Origin of the sequence: Thermus scotoductus DSM 8553 (assembly GCF_000381045.1) — a bacterium.
In the GTDB taxonomy this organism is placed as follows: Bacteria; Deinococcota; Deinococci; order Deinococcales; family Thermaceae; genus Thermus; species Thermus scotoductus.
The window spans coordinates 1-13,188 of sequence record NZ_KB905765.1 but is presented as its reverse complement, the minus strand read 5'-3'; the positions used below and the strand labels follow the sequence as shown (position 1 = coordinate 13,188).

General features: G+C 65.8%; 14 protein-coding genes and 1 pseudogene. 12 read left to right on the top strand and 3 right to left on the bottom strand.

What is annotated here, in order from left to right; translation table 11 throughout:
• The 4 genes from F604_RS0109960 to lpdA form a co-directional block, all read left to right on the top strand.
• The coding region (locus F604_RS0109960; RefSeq protein ID WP_026329117.1) for a zinc ribbon domain-containing protein at positions 1-291 on the top strand (291 nt) is incomplete at its 5' end.
• A gap of 93 nt (positions 292-384) precedes the next feature.
• Positions 385-3,081 carry a 2-oxoglutarate dehydrogenase E1 component gene (locus tag F604_RS0109955; protein ID WP_026329116.1) on the top strand — a complete coding sequence of 899 codons (2,697 nt, stop codon included), beginning with the start codon at positions 385-387 and terminating at the stop codon, positions 3,079-3,081.
• 11 nt (positions 3,082-3,092) lie between these two features.
• Entirely contained in the window at positions 3,093-4,301 is a 1,209-nt protein-coding gene (gene odhB, locus F604_RS0109950; RefSeq protein WP_019551527.1) for a 2-oxoglutarate dehydrogenase complex dihydrolipoyllysine-residue succinyltransferase, read from the top strand.
• A gap of 1 nt (position 4,302) precedes the next feature.
• The gene (lpdA, locus tag F604_RS0109945; protein ID WP_019551526.1) at positions 4,303-5,676 is read left to right on the top strand and encodes a dihydrolipoyl dehydrogenase; all 1,374 of its coding nucleotides are present in this window, start codon (positions 4,303-4,305) and stop codon (positions 5,674-5,676) included.
• On the opposite strand, the gene F604_RS0109940 is transcribed toward lpdA, so the two are convergent.
• Both F604_RS0109940 and F604_RS0109935 read right to left on the bottom strand, forming a co-directional pair.
• Positions 5,673-6,065: a hypothetical protein gene (locus tag F604_RS0109940; RefSeq protein WP_155984175.1), complete on the bottom strand. Its 393-nt coding sequence runs from the start codon at positions 6,063-6,065 to the stop codon at positions 5,673-5,675. The genes lpdA and F604_RS0109940 overlap by 4 nt on opposite strands.
• Before the next feature lie 23 nt (positions 6,066-6,088).
• Positions 6,089-6,274: a S8/S53 family peptidase gene (locus tag F604_RS0109935; RefSeq protein WP_019551524.1), complete on the bottom strand. Its 186-nt coding sequence runs from the start codon at positions 6,272-6,274 to the stop codon at positions 6,089-6,091.
• 101 nt (positions 6,275-6,375) lie between these two features.
• On the opposite strand from F604_RS0109935, the gene F604_RS0109930 reads away from it, so the two are divergent.
• From F604_RS0109930 to carA, 6 genes are read left to right on the top strand one after another with little or no spacing between them, the layout of a single operon-like run.
• Positions 6,376-7,578: an argininosuccinate synthase gene (locus F604_RS0109930; protein WP_019551523.1), complete on the top strand. Its 1,203-nt coding sequence runs from the start codon at positions 6,376-6,378 to the stop codon at positions 7,576-7,578.
• Positions 7,568-8,956 (top strand): argininosuccinate lyase, encoded by a 1,389-nt coding sequence (gene argH / locus F604_RS0109925; RefSeq protein WP_019551522.1) that lies wholly within the window; start codon positions 7,568-7,570, stop codon positions 8,954-8,956. The genes F604_RS0109930 and argH overlap by 11 nt, the downstream gene beginning before the upstream one ends.
• On the top strand, positions 8,949-9,488 hold the full coding sequence (locus tag F604_RS0109920; protein ID WP_019551521.1) for an N-acetyltransferase: 540 nt from the start codon (positions 8,949-8,951) through the stop codon (positions 9,486-9,488). Before argH ends, F604_RS0109920 begins: the two co-directional genes overlap by 8 nt.
• Before the next feature lies 1 nt (position 9,489).
• Entirely contained in the window at positions 9,490-9,753 is a 264-nt protein-coding gene (locus F604_RS0109915; RefSeq protein ID WP_015716202.1) for a type II toxin-antitoxin system HicB family antitoxin, read from the top strand.
• On the top strand, positions 9,737-9,955 hold the full coding sequence (locus tag F604_RS0109910) for a type II toxin-antitoxin system HicA family toxin (protein ID WP_019551520.1): 219 nt from the start codon (positions 9,737-9,739) through the stop codon (positions 9,953-9,955). Before F604_RS0109915 ends, F604_RS0109910 begins: the two co-directional genes overlap by 17 nt.
• On the top strand, positions 9,943-11,118 hold the full coding sequence (gene carA / locus F604_RS0109905) for a glutamine-hydrolyzing carbamoyl-phosphate synthase small subunit (RefSeq protein ID WP_019551519.1): 1,176 nt from the start codon (positions 9,943-9,945) through the stop codon (positions 11,116-11,118). Before F604_RS0109910 ends, carA begins: the two co-directional genes overlap by 13 nt.
• A gap of 54 nt (positions 11,119-11,172) precedes the next feature.
• On the opposite strand, the pseudogene F604_RS12130 reads toward carA, so the two are convergent.
• A pseudogene (locus tag F604_RS12130) lies at positions 11,173-12,195 on the bottom strand (formate--tetrahydrofolate ligase); the annotation flags it as partial.
• Positions 12,196-12,297: 102 nt separating this feature from the next.
• On the opposite strand from F604_RS12130, the gene tnpA reads away from it, so the two are divergent.
• Both tnpA and F604_RS0109890 read left to right on the top strand, forming a co-directional pair.
• The gene (gene tnpA / locus F604_RS0109895; RefSeq protein WP_019551517.1) at positions 12,298-12,720 is read left to right on the top strand and encodes an IS200/IS605 family transposase; all 423 of its coding nucleotides are present in this window, start codon (positions 12,298-12,300) and stop codon (positions 12,718-12,720) included.
• A 49-nt stretch (positions 12,721-12,769) separates the two neighbouring features.
• Positions 12,770-13,188: hypothetical protein (locus F604_RS0109890; RefSeq protein WP_248644172.1), on the top strand; the 419-nt coding region annotated here is incomplete at its 3' end.

The window sequence follows — 13,188 nt, the reverse complement described above, 5'->3', positions numbered from 1 at the left end:
AGGGATACCCAGACCTTTGTCTGCCAGGCTTGTGGGCACAGGGGCAACGCCCAGGTGAACGCGGCCAGAAACCTTCTCCGGAGAAGTTCTCCGGAGGAGTCCGTCATCACCTTCACCCCGAAAAGGGAGACCCTTCGCCTGCTTCTGCGGAGGTATGCGGAGAGGTCTCGCCCCGGGTCAAGGCTGAGACCCGGGATACCGGGCGGAAGGAGTGCCGCCCTGGAGCAGGTGTGGGGGAAGAACCCTTACCTGAAGGGCTTTCCCGACCTGCTCCGAACCCTGGGGGGATAGAAGGGAATAAAAGGGGGAACTCCTAAAGCACCTACACCGCTTTTTGGTGTAGCGTAGATGAAGGGGGTATACGCCCCCTTCTTGGGAGGTAGGATGGAGCTCACGTTGGAAAGCCAAGGCTACCTGGAGGCCCTCTACCGGGCCTATCTGGAGGATCCCTTCTCCCTGCCGGAGGAGTGGCGCCGCTACTTTTCCGCCCTCGCCCTGGAGGGTTCCCGAAGAGAACCCCTCGAGGACGGCCGACGAGCCACCCCTCCCCTGGCCGAGCCGGTGGACCTGGCCTTCCTCCTCAAGGTGGAGCGCCTGGTCCAGGCCTACAGGGAGCTTGGTCACCTGGCGGCCCGCATAGACCCCTTGGGGCGGGAGCGGCCTAGGCCCAAGGAGCTTTCCCTGGAGGCCCACGGCCTTTTGCGGGAGGATCTCTTTAGGTCCCTTCCCCCCTTCTTCGGCGCCCCCACCCTGGGGGACCTCTTGGGCCGCCTGGAGGAGGTTTACCTGGGCCCGGTGGGGTTTGAGGTGGTCCATACCGAGCCCGAGGAGCGGGCCTGGCTTCTTTCCCGCATCGAGGCCCCCTGGCCCAAGCCTCCCCGCGAGGTGCGCCGGCGCATGCTGGAGCGCCTCATGCAGGCGAGCCTCTTTGAAGCCTTCCTGCAGCGCAAGTACCTGGGGGCCAAGACCTTCAGCCTCGAGGGCCTGGAAGGCCTGGTCCCCCTTCTCTTGGAGGCGGTGGAGGAAGCCGCCCGCCACGGGGTCAGGGAGGTGGTCCTGGGCATGGCCCACCGGGGGCGGCTCAACGTCCTGGCCCACGTGGTGGGCAAGCCCTTTGAACGCATCTTCCGCGAGTTCGAGGAGATCTTCCCCGAGGGCTACTCGGGGGATGTGAAGTACCACCTGGGCTTCTCCAACGACCTCACCACCCCCTACGGGAAGGTGCACGTTTCCCTCAACTTCAACCCCAGCCACCTGGAGTTCGTGAACCCCGTGACCCTGGGGAGGCTTCGCGCCAAGCAGGACCGCTTCGGCGATCGGGAGCGGAAAAGGGGCCTGGCCATCCTGGTCCACGGGGACTCGGCCTTCATCGGGGAGGGCATCGTCCAGGAAACCCTTAACCTCTCCCGGCTTCCCGGCTACCGGGTGGGGGGGACCCTCCATGTGGTGGCCAACAACCAGCTGGGCTTCACCACCCTGCCCGAGGAGTACACCTCCTGCCGCTACCCCACGGACATCGCCAAGATGCTTTCGGTCCCCATCTTCCACGTGAACGCCGAGGCCCTGGACGAGCTCTGGTTCGTGCTGGGCCTGGCCCTGGAGTACCGGAAGCGCTTCGGGAAGGACGTGGTCATCGACCTGGTGGGCTACCGCCGCCGGGGCCACAACGAGACGGACGAGCCCACCTTCACCCAGCCCCCCATGTACGCCCTCATCTCCAAGAAGCCCGAGCCCTGGAAGGTCTATGCGGAGAGGCTCCTTGCCGAAGGGGTGGTGGCGGAAGGGGAGGTGAAGGCCTGGGAGGAAGCCTACCTGGCGAACCTGGAGAGCGAGTTCGCCCGGGTCAAGGCGGAGCCGGGCCCCGTGGTGCCCCACGGCCTTTCCGGCATCTGGCAGGGGTACGTGGGTGGGCCCGACCACCTGGTGCCCGAGGTGGATACCGGGGTGCCCCTGGAGGCGCTAAAGGAGCTCCTTCTCCGCCTGAGCGCCGTGCCCGAGGGCTTCCAGGTGCATCCCAAGCTGAAGCGGTTCCTCGAGGCCCGAAAGGAGATGGCCGAGGCTAAGCGCCCCCTGGACTGGGCGGCGGCCGAGGCCTTGGCCTTCGCCTCCTTGGCCGCCGAGGGGCACCGGGTGCGCCTCACGGGGCAGGATGCCCTAAGGGGCACCTTCACCCAGCGCCACGCCGCCCTGTACGACTACCAGACGGGAAGGCCCTACATCCCCTTGCAGCACCTGGCCGAGGGCCAGGCGGAGGTGGAGATCTACAACTCCCCCCTCTCCGAGGCCGGGGTGCTGGGGTTTGAGTACGGCTACAGCCTGGACTACCCCGAGGGCCTCGTCCTCTGGGAGGCCCAGTTTGGGGACTTCGTCAACGTGGCCCAGGTCTATATTGACCAGTTCCTGGCCAGCGCCGAGGCCAAGTGGAACCGGCTTTCCGGCCTGGTCCTCCTCCTGCCCCATGGCCTCGAGGGCCAGGGCCCCGAGCACTCCTCGGCCCGGCCTGAGCGCTTCCTCCAGCTCGCCGCCCGGGACAACCTCCAGGTGGCCTACCCCACCACCCCCGCCCAGTTCTTCCACCTCCTCCGCCGCCAGGTGAAGCGCCCCATCCGCAAGCCCCTCGTGGTCCTCACCCCCAAAAGCCTCCTCCGCCACCCGGAGGTGGTCTCCAGCCTGGAGGAGCTTGCCCAGGGGCGCTTCCAGAAGGTGATCCCGGAAAGGGTCAAGGGGGCGCGGAAGGTCCTTCTCACCTCGGGGAAGGTCTACTACGACCTCCTGCAAAAGCGGAGGGAGCTTGGGGCGGAGGACGTGGCCTTGATCCGGCTGGAACTCCTCTACCCCTTCCCCGAGGCCGAGCTCAAGGAGGCCCTGGGCTTCTACCCCAGGAAGACCCCGGTGGTCTACGTTCAGGAGGAGCCGGTGAACCAGGGGGCCTGGTGGTACCTCTCGGTCCGCTTCTGCGGGGAGATCTACGGTCACCCCTTCAGCGTGGTGGCCCGGCCGGAGTCCCCAAGCCCCGCCGTGGGTTCTTCCAAGGTGCACAAGGAAGAGCAGGAGGCGCTTCTTGAGGAAGCCTTTAAGTGAGGAGGTAGACGATGCAGGAACTGAAAGTGCCCTCCGTGGGCGAGTCCATCGTGGAAGTGGAGATCGGCGCCTGGCTGAAGAAGGAAGGGGAAAGCTTTGCCCAGGATGAGCCCCTGGTGGAGCTCATCACCGACAAGGCCACCCTGGAGCTTCCCGCCCCCTTTGCGGGAACCCTGGAGCGGATCCTGAAGCGCACCGGGGAAACCGCCAGGGTGGGGGAGGCCATCGCCCTTCTTAAGGCCTTGGGAGAGGGGCTTCCCCGGCCTGAGCCCGAGGCTGTGGTACCCCAGGCACCCGAGCCCCAAGAGCCCCTGGCCATGCCCGCCGCGGAGCGGGTTTTGCGGGAGGCGGGGGTATCCCCCGGGGAGGTGGTGGGCACGGGCCTGGGCGGGCGGATCCTCAAGGAGGACGTGGAGCGCCACCTGGAGGAGAGGGCCAGGCAGGCCCCACCCCAGGCGGTGCCTTCCCGGATGCCGGAGCCTGCGCCGCTTCCCGCCCAACCCCCGGCCGACCGCCCCTGGCGGGTGAGCGAGGCGGTGCCCATGAGCCCCTTGCGCCGCCGCATTGCGGAAAGGCTCCTCCTGGCCCGGCAGACCACCGCCATGCTCACCACCTTCAACGAGGCGGACATGTCCGCCATCATCGCCTTGAGGAAGGAGCTCGGGGAGGCCTTCCAGAAGAAGCACGGGGTGAAGCTGGGCTTCATGAGCTTCTTCGTGAAGGCCGTGGTCCAGGCCCTCAAGGAGATCCCCGAGCTCAACGCCGAGATCCGGGACAACACCATCCTCTACCACCGCTACTACGACATCGGGGTGGCCGTGGGCGGGGGAGAGGGGCTGGTGGTGCCCGTGATCCGGGATGCCGACCGGCTTTCCTTCGCCGAGATCGAGCGCCAGATCGCCGACTTCGCCGAAAGGGCTCGCAACAAAAAGCTCAAGCCCGATGAGCTCATGGGCGGCACCTTCACCATCACCAACGGGGGGGTGTACGGCTCCCTCAACTCCACTCCCCTCCTCAACCCCCCTCAGGTGGGCATCCTGGGCATGCACGCCATCCAGGAAAGGCCCGTGGCCCGGGAGGGGCAGGTGGTGGTGCGGCCCATGATGTACCTGGCCCTTTCCTACGACCACCGCATCGTGGACGGCCGGGAGGCGGTGACCTTTTTGAGGCGGGTCAAGGAACTGGTGGAAAACCCCGTGCGCCTCTTGTTGGAGGTCTAGCATGTACAGTTACGACCTTTTGGTGATCGGGGCGGGGCCTGGGGGGTATGTGGCCGCCATCCGGGCCGCCCAGCTGGGGATGAAGGTGGGGGTGGTGGAGAAGGAGAAGGCCCTGGGGGGCACCTGCTTGCGGGTGGGGTGCATTCCCTCCAAGGCCCTTTTGGAAACCACCGAGCGCATCTACGAGGTGAAAAAGGGCTTGATCGGGGCTAGGGTGCAGGGCCTCGAGGTGGACCTCCCCGCCCTTCTCGCCCACAAGGACAAGGTGGTCCAGGCCAACACCCAGGGCATTGAGTTCCTCTTCAAGAAAAACGGCATCGCCCGCCATCAGGGCACGGCCCGTTTCCTCTCTGAGCGCAAGGTTTTGGTGGAGGAGACGGGGGAGGAGCTAGAAGCCCGCTTCATCCTTATCGCCACGGGAAGCGCCCCCCTTATCCCCCCTTGGGCGGAGGTGGACGGGGAAAGGGTGGTGACCTCCACCGAGGCCCTTTCCTTCCCCGAGGTACCAAAGAGGCTCATCGTGGTGGGGGGCGGGGTGATTGGCCTGGAGCTTAGCGTGGTCTGGCACCGCCTGGGGGCGGAGGTGACCATTCTGGAGTACCTGGACCGGATCCTACCCACCATGGACGGGGAGGTCTCCCGGGCGGCGGAAAGGGTTTTCAAAAAGGAAGGCCTCGAGATCCGCACCGGGGTGCGGGTCACCGCTGTCCTTCCCGCGGGGAAGGGGGCCCGGGTAGAACTGGCGGGGGGGGAGGTCCTCGAGGCGGACCGGGTGCTGGTGGCCGTGGGCCGCAGGCCCTACACCGAGGGGCTCGGCTTGGAGAACGCCGGCATCGCCCCCGACGAGAGGGGCCGCATCCCCGTGGACGAGCACCTAAGGACCCGTGTCCCCCACATCTACGCCATTGGGGACGTGGTCCGCGGGCCCATGCTGGCCCACAAGGCCAGCGAGGAAGGGATCGCCGCCGTGGAGCACATGGCGAAGGGCTTCGCCCACCTGGACTACCAGGCCATCCCCAGCGTGGTCTACACCCACCCCGAGGTGGCGGGGGTGGGCCACACCGAGGGGGAGCTGAAGGCCCAGGGCATCCCCTACAAGGTGGGGAAGTTCCCCTACTCCGCCTCGGGCCGGGCCCGGGCCATGGGGGAGACGGAGGGCTTCATCAAGGTCCTCGCCCACGCCAAGACCGACCGCATCCTTGGGGTCCACGGGATTGGCGCCAGGGTGGGGGACATTTTGACCGAGGCCGCTTTGGCCATCTTCTTCAAGGCCAGCGCGGAGGACCTGGGTCGGGCCCCCCACCACCACCCCTCCCTCCCCGAGATCCTCAAGGAGGCCGCCTTGGCCGCTTGGGAGAAGCCCATCCACCTTTAAGGTGGGGAAAGGTTTAGGCTGAAACGGTAGGGGCCAAGGCTCCAGATACCTAAGGCGAAGGTAAGGGGCACCTGGAGCCTTAGGCCTTTTTCCCGGTCTTGGAAGGAGATGAGAAATCGGTCGGGGGAAGCCAGAAGGGAAAAGGAGGCCCGCCCTTCCCCATCGGTGAGGCGGAGCACGGGCGGGCCAGCGGGCAAGCGGTTAGGGGCTAGGGGTTGAAGAACCACCAAGATTCCCGAAGCGGGCTTTCCCTCAAAGAGGACCTCTACCTGCAACGTGGAGACACCCAAGGGTTCCTCTGGGGGCCTAGGCTTGGGGATCGGGGCCCCTGGGGTCTGGGCTAGGCTGAGGGGCCAGGCAAAGAGGAAAAGGAGAAGCAGGATCGCCATGGCGGTCCAGGGGCCCACCATCCCTAACGGCCCAAGAGGGCATCCAGGCTGGCTTTGGCATCCACCAAGCCGTAGCCGTACTGGCCCCCGGCCGCATAGTCCGGCTTGGCAGCCTGTCCTGTCAACCGGGCGTTAGCGCCTTGTTCCAGGGCTTGCCGGATTTCCTCGGGGGTGGCCTGGGGCTTGGCGGAGAGGAGGAGGGCCACCACTCCGGTAACGAGCTAGATCAAGGGTTTTCCCCCTGATCCACCCGCGTGGGCTGGGTGTATACTTATGCAAGCCCCCTCGAGGGGGTAGACTAGGGGTTGGCATGAAGATCGTCCTGGCATACTCCGGCGGGCTGGATACCAGCATCATCCTCAAGTGGCTCAAGGAAACCTACAAGGCCGAGGTCATCGCCTTCACCGCGGATATCGGCCAGGGGGAAGAGGTGGAGGAGGCCCGGGAGAAGGCCTTAAGGACCGGGGCCTCCAAGGCCATCGCCCTGGACCTGAGAGAAGAGTTCGTGCGGGACTTCGTCTTCCCCATGTTCCGCGCCGGGGCGGTGTACGAGGGGTACTACCTCCTCGGCACCTCCATCGCAAGGCCCCTCATCGCCAAGTACCTGGTGAAGATCGCCGAGGAGGAGGGGGCCGAGGCCGTCGCCCACGGGGCCACGGGCAAGGGGAACGACCAGGTGCGCTTTGAGCTCACCGCCTACGCCCTGAAGCCCGACATCCGGGTGATCGCCCCCTGGCGGGAGTGGCACTTTAAGGGCCGGCAGGAGATGATCGCCTATGCCGAGGCCCATGGCATCCCCGTCCCCGTGACCCAGGAGAAGCCCTACTCCATGGACGCCAACCTCCTGCATATTTCCTACGAAGGTGGGGTCCTCGAGGACCCCTGGGCCGAACCCCCCAAGGGGATGTTCCGCATGACCCAAGACCCCGAGGAGGCCCCCGATACCCCGGAGTACGTGGAGGTGGCCTTTGAACGGGGGGATCCCGTGGCGGTGAACGGGGAAAGGCTTTCCCCCGCTGCCCTTTTGCAAAGGCTCAACGAGATCGGAGGCCGCCACGGGGTGGGCCGGGTGGACCTGGTGGAAAACCGCTTCGTGGGCATGAAGTCCCGGGGGGTCTACGAAACCCCGGGGGGGACCCTCCTCTACCACGCCCGCCGGGCGGTGGAAAGCCTCACCCTGGACCGGGAGGTGCTCCACCAGCGGGACCAGCTTGCCCCCAAGTACGCCGAGCTCGTCTACTACGGCTTCTGGTACGCCCCGGAGCGGGAGGCCCTCCAGGCCTACTTTGACCACGTGGCCCAGGCGGTCACCGGGGTGGCCCGGCTCAAGCTCTACAAGGGGAACGTCTACGTGGTGGGGAGAAAGGCGCCGAAAAGCCTTTACCAGAAGGACCTGGTCTCCTTTGACCAGCTCGGGGGCTACGACCAGAAGGACGCCGAGGGCTTCATCAAGATCCAGGCCCTGAGGCTTAGGGTTAGGGCCTTGGTGGAGGGGAAGGCTCATGGGACATAGGACCTGGGGTGGCCGGTTTGCCGAAGGTCTAAGCGAGCTTGCCGCCCGCTTCAACGCCTCCCTCCCCTTTGACCGGGCCCTTTGGCGGGAGGACCTCTGGCAGAACCGGGTGCACGCCCGCATGCTCCACCGGGTGGGGCTTCTCAGCCAGGAGGAGCTGGAGGCCATCCTCGAGGGCCTGGAGCGGATAGAGAAGGAGATAGAGGCGGGCACCTTCCCCTGGCGGGAGGAGCTTGAGGATGTACACATGAACCTGGAGGCCCGCCTCATAGAGCTCATCGGCCCCCCAGGCGGCAAGCTCCACACGGCGAGGAGCCGGAACGACCAGGTGGCCACGGACTTAAGGCTTTTCCTGCGGGCTGCCATAGACGAGCTTTCTGCCCTCCTTTTGGGGCTCCGGCGGGTTCTCGTGCGGGAGGCAGAAAAGTACCTGGACCCTCCCCAGGTCCTCCCCGGCTACACCCACCTGCAACGGGCCCAGCCCATCTTGCTTTCCCACTGGTTTTTGGCCTACTACGAGATGCTTCTCCGGGATGCAGGAAGGCTGAGGGACGCCAGGGAGCGCCTTAACGAAAGCCCCCTGGGGGCTGCGGCCCTAGCGGGGACGGGGTTTCCCATAGACCGGCACTACACCGCTAAGGAGCTTGGCTTTGCCGCACCCATGCGGAACTCCTTGGACGCGGTGGCAAGCCGGGATTTTGCCCTCGAGGTGCTTTCCGCCCTCAACATCGGCATGCTGCACCTCTCCCGCCTGGCCGAGGAGCTCATCCTCTATAGCACCGAGGAGTTCGGCTTCGTGGAGATCCCCGATGCCTTCGCCACCGGCTCCTCCATCATGCCCCAGAAGAAGAACCCGGACATCCTGGAGCTCATCCGGGCCAAGGCGGGAAGGGTCTTAGGGGCCCTGGTGGCCCTCTCCACCGTGGTGAAAGGGCTTCCCCTGGCCTACAACAAGGACCTGCAGGAGGACAAGGAACCCCTTCTGGATGCCTTCGCCACCTACCGGGATAGCCTGAAGCTCCTCACCGCCCTTCTTCCTGGGCTTAAGTGGCGGCGGGAGAGGATGTGGCGGGCGGCGGAGGAGGGCTATGCCTTGGCCACGGAACTGGCCGACTACCTGGCGGAGAAGGGGCTTCCCTTCCGGGAGGCCCACCACGTGGTGGGGCGCCTGGTGCGGAGGCTTGTGGAGGAGGGAAGGGCCTTGAAGGACCTGACCCTGGAGGAGCTTAAGGCCCACCACCCCCTCTTCGCCGAGGATGCCCTGCCCCTTCTTCGCTTGGAAACCGCCATCCACCGGCGCAACTCCTTCGGGGGCACGGCCCCTTTAGCGGTGCGGGAAAGGATCTTGGAGGCCAAGAAGGAGGTGGGCCTTGCTTGAAGCCCGGATAGAGCTACCCACGGTTTCCTTGCCCGAGGTGCGGCGCCAGGCGGGGGTGGAGCTCAGGAAGGCCAGGCTTTCCGATGTGGACGCCATCTACTGGCTCATCCGCTACTGGGCGGAGAAGGGCCTGATGCTCGTCCGGAGCCACAGCCACCTCTACGAGAACATCCGCGACTTCCAGGTCCTCGAGGACGAGGACGGGCAGATCGTGGGCACCGTGGCCCTGCACGTGCTCTGGCGGGATCTGGCGGAGATCAGGGGCCTGGCGGTGCACCCCAACAGGCAGGGGGAGGGGCTTGGGCGCTGGCTGGTCCTGGGGGCGGAACGGGAGGCCCGGGATCTGGGCCTGCCCCGGGTCTTCGCCTGGACGCTTCAGGTGGGCTTCTTCCGCTCCTTGGGCTACCAGGTCACCACCCGGGAGGCCCTGCCCCCCAAGGTGTGGAGCGAGTGCAACGCCTGCCCCTTCTACGAGAACTGCCGGGAGATCGCCGTCATCAAGCACCTTTCCCCGGGGGCCTTCGGGGGCTAGAATGGATGGGATGGGGACCCTGACCCGCTACTTGGAGGAGGCCATGGCCCGGGCCCGCTACGAGCTCATAGAGGACGAGGAGCCCTACTATGGGGAGGTTCCGGACCTGCCCGGGGTGTGGGCCACGGGCAAAAGCCTAAGGGAATGCGAGGCCAACCTGCAGGCGGCCTTGGAGGACTGGCTTCTCTTCCTGATCTCCCGGGGCGAGGCCCCTCCGCCCCTGGGCGAGGTTCGCATCGATTTGCCTCATGGCGAAGCGGCTTAGACCGGTTTCCCGGAGGGAGCTGGTGGCGAGGCTAAAGACCCTGGGATTCGCCGGGCCCTACGCAGGAGGACGGCACCAGTTCATGGTGCGGGGCTCCGTGCGCCTCATCCTGCCCAATCCCCACCGGGGCGGGATCAGCGTGGACCTTCTGAAGCGCATCCTAAAGCAAGCGGGCATCGAGGAGGAGGAATGGCTGGAGTAAAGGAACGGGCGGTTTTGGTCCTGGAGGACGGCACCGTTTACCACGGCTACGCCTTCGGGGCCCGGGGGAAGACGGTGGGGGAGGTGGTCTTCAACACCGCCCAGACCGGCTACCAGGAGATCATGACCGACCCCAGCTACCACGGGCAGATCGTGGTCATGACCTACCCCCACCAGGGCAACTACGGGGTCAACGTCTACGACATGCAGTCCAACCGCCCCTGGGTGAAGGGTTTCGTGGCCAAGGAGTTCAGCCGCATCGCCTCCAACCCCAGGGCCCAGCAGACCCTTAAGGAGTTCATGGAGTTCTACGGGGTGGTGGGGATCGAGGGGATCGACACCCGGGCCCTGGTGCGCAAGATCCGCGAAGGAGGGGTGCTCAAGGGTACCATCGCCCACGCCAGCCTTTTCGGGGATCCCCAGCACGCCTTCACCCCCGAGGAGCTCGAGGCCCTCCGCCAGGAGGCCAAGGCCTGGACGGACATCGACGGCCGGGACATGACCCCCGAGGTCTCCACCCCCTTGCCCTACGCCTGGCCCACCCTGAAGTCGGGGCGGCGCATTGTGGTCATGGACTTCGGCATCAAGCACGCCATCGTGGAGAACCTGGCGGCTTTGGGCTTCGAGATCCTGGTGGTGCCGGGCAAGACCCCGGCGAGCCAGATCATGGCCCTGGAGCCCCACGGGCTTTTTATCTCCAACGGCCCCGGGGATCCCTCCATGCCCCGCTACGCCCACGAGACCATCTGGAAGCTCATGGGGCTACTTCCCACCTTCGGCATCTGCCTGGGGCACCAGCTCCTGGCCCTGGCCGCGGGGGGGCGCACCTACAAGATGAAGTTCGGCCACCGGGGGGCCAACCACCCGGTGAAGAACCTCCTCACCGGGAAGATCGAGATCACCAGCCAGAACCACGGCTATGCGGTGGACATCGACTCCCTGAAGGAGTTCAAGCCCACCCACATCAACCTGAATGACGGGACCCTCGAGGGCATGGCCCACGCCCGCTATCCCGTCTTCTCCGTGCAGTACCACCCCGAGGCCGCCCCCGGGCCCCACGACGCCCTCTACCTCTTCCGCCGCTTCCTGGAGGAGGTGGAGGCCTTCCACGGGGCCACGGGGCTTCCCGTGGAGAAGCAACGGGCGGACCAGCACGGGATCTAAAGCGCCCGCTCCTTTTTGGGGCCCCCACCGCGGCCTATGCCGCGGTGGGGTCTTTCAGTAGTCCATCCCCCGGATGCTCCCCTCCTCGTCCACGTCAATCCCGAAGGCCTGGGGGGTCTTGGGGAGGCCGGGGAGGGTCTCTATCCCCCCCATGTAGACCACCACGAAGCCTGCCCCCAGGCGGCACTTCAGGTCCGTGACCCGCGCGGTGAAGCCCCGGGGCCTGCCCCGGAGCCTGGGGTTGTCGGAGAGAGAGGTGGCGGCCTTGGCCACGACCACGGGCAAAGCCTCGCACCCCTCCTTCTTGGCGGCCTTGAGGGCTTTCTTGGCCTCCTCGCTCCACTCCACCCCCTCCGCCCCGTAGATGCGGGTGGCGATGGTTTCCACCTTGTCCTCGAGGGGCATCTCCAGGGGATAGAGGGGCCGGTAGGCGTGGGGCAGGGAAAGGGCCTCGAGGACCTTCTCCGCCAGCTCCAACCCTCCTTCCCCCCCTTTGGCGTAGACCTCGCTTAGGGCGAAGGGCAGGCCCCGTTCCCGGGCGAACTCCCGCACCAGGGCGATCTCCTCCTCGGCGTCCGTGGGGAAGCGGTTCAGGGCGATCACCGGCTTGAAGCCGAATAGCTCCACGTTCTCCACGTGCTTTTCCAGGTTGGCGAGGCCCCTCACCACCGCCTGCGGGTCCGGCATCTCGTAGGCATCCTGCCCCCCGTGGTAGCGGAGGGCCCGGAGGGTGGCCACCAGCACCACCGCCTCGGGGACCAGGCCTCCCGCGCGGGCCACCACGTTCATGAACTTCTCCATGCCGAGATCCGTGGCAAACCCCGCCTCCTGCACCACGTAGTCCGCCAGGCCCAGGGCGAAGAGGCTTGCCCTTAGGGAGTTGGTGCCGTGGGCGATGTTGCCGAAAGGCCCCATGTGGATGAAGGCGGGGTTCCCCTCCGCCGTCTGCACCAGGTTGGGGAGGAAGGCCTGCCGTAAAAGGGCGGCCATGGCCCCCACCGCCCCCAGGTCCTGGGCGTAGACGGGCTTCCCCTCGTAGGTGAAGCCCACCCGCATCCTTCCCAGGCGCTTTTTTAGAAGTACCGGGGGAGCGCGAGGGGGCTGTAATCCCCCCCAATTCATTGGGGGGATACACGGACCCCCTTGCAAACCCCTGGGGTTTGGTATTACCATGATGATGTGAAGAAAAAGGCGTGGAAGTCCACACCAAACGCTGTCTATGAGATCAATTACCATCTCGTCTGGTCAACCAAATACCGCAAGGAGGTGCTGGTACCGCCGATAGATAAGGAACTGAAGGAGATTCTCCTCCGGTCTGCCCAAGAGCGCGGGTACGAACTGCTCGGACTGGAGGTGATGCCGGATCACGTGCACCTTTTCCTCTCCGCTCCCCCCGCCGTCAGTCCGGCGGTGATAGCTAAGGTTCTCAAGGGCGCAAGTGCCCGGCGGCTTTTCAAAGCGTTCCCCGATCTCAAGCAGCAGCTATGGGGTGGCCACCTTTGGAACCCCTCCTACTACGTCGGCACCGCTGGGCATGTCAGCTCAGAGACCATCAAGCGCTACATCCAGGAGCAAAAGACCGATGCCTCTCCTAACCCTTAAGGCGCAGGTTCACGCGGACCCCGAGACGGAACGCATCTTGCGTGACGCCATGTTTTGTGCCACCAAGGTCTACAACGGCCTCATGTGGCACCTGCGCCAGGAGCTGAAGGAGAAGGGCAAGGTGGACCTACGCCGGTCCACCCTCAATCGGACCCTAAAGACGCTGCCACGAGCCAAGGGGTACTACTCCCTATCGGTACAGCTCACCCGGGATGAGGTCATCCAGGCCTATAGGTCTTTCTTCGCCCTGAAGAAAAATGGGAGGACGGAACATCATGCTCCTCGGTTCCGGCCCAAGTCCACCCTTTCCCCCCTCAAGTACGTCCAAAGCGGGTTCAAACTGGAGGGGGACCGGTTGACCCTTTCCTTGGGTAAGGGTAGGGAGGACGGTGTCCGCCAAGTCAGCTTTCGGATTCACCACCGCCCCGGCGTGGAGTACGAACGGGTACGGGAGGTCTCCATCATCTA

Excerpts from the sequence above, each read along its gene's own strand:
- carA (WP_019551519.1), top strand. The coding sequence starts at position 9,943 with ATGGCTGGAGTAAAGGAACGGGCGGTTTTGGTCCTGGAGGACGGCACC.
- odhB (WP_019551527.1), top strand. The coding sequence starts at position 3,093 with ATGCAGGAACTGAAAGTGCCCTCCGTGGGCGAGTCCATCGTGGAAGTG.
- F604_RS0109940 (WP_155984175.1), bottom strand. The coding sequence starts at position 6,065 with ATGGCGATCCTGCTTCTCCTTTTCCTCTTTGCCTGGCCCCTCAGCCTA.
- F604_RS0109915 (WP_015716202.1), top strand. The coding sequence starts at position 9,490 with ATGGATGGGATGGGGACCCTGACCCGCTACTTGGAGGAGGCCATGGCC.
- F604_RS0109955 (WP_026329116.1), top strand. The coding sequence starts at position 385 with ATGGAGCTCACGTTGGAAAGCCAAGGCTACCTGGAGGCCCTCTACCGG.
- F604_RS0109910 (WP_019551520.1), top strand. The coding sequence starts at position 9,737 with ATGGCGAAGCGGCTTAGACCGGTTTCCCGGAGGGAGCTGGTGGCGAGG.
- F604_RS0109930 (WP_019551523.1), top strand. The coding sequence starts at position 6,376 with ATGAAGATCGTCCTGGCATACTCCGGCGGGCTGGATACCAGCATCATC.
- lpdA (WP_019551526.1), top strand. The coding sequence starts at position 4,303 with ATGTACAGTTACGACCTTTTGGTGATCGGGGCGGGGCCTGGGGGGTAT.
- argH (WP_019551522.1), top strand. The coding sequence starts at position 7,568 with ATGGGACATAGGACCTGGGGTGGCCGGTTTGCCGAAGGTCTAAGCGAG.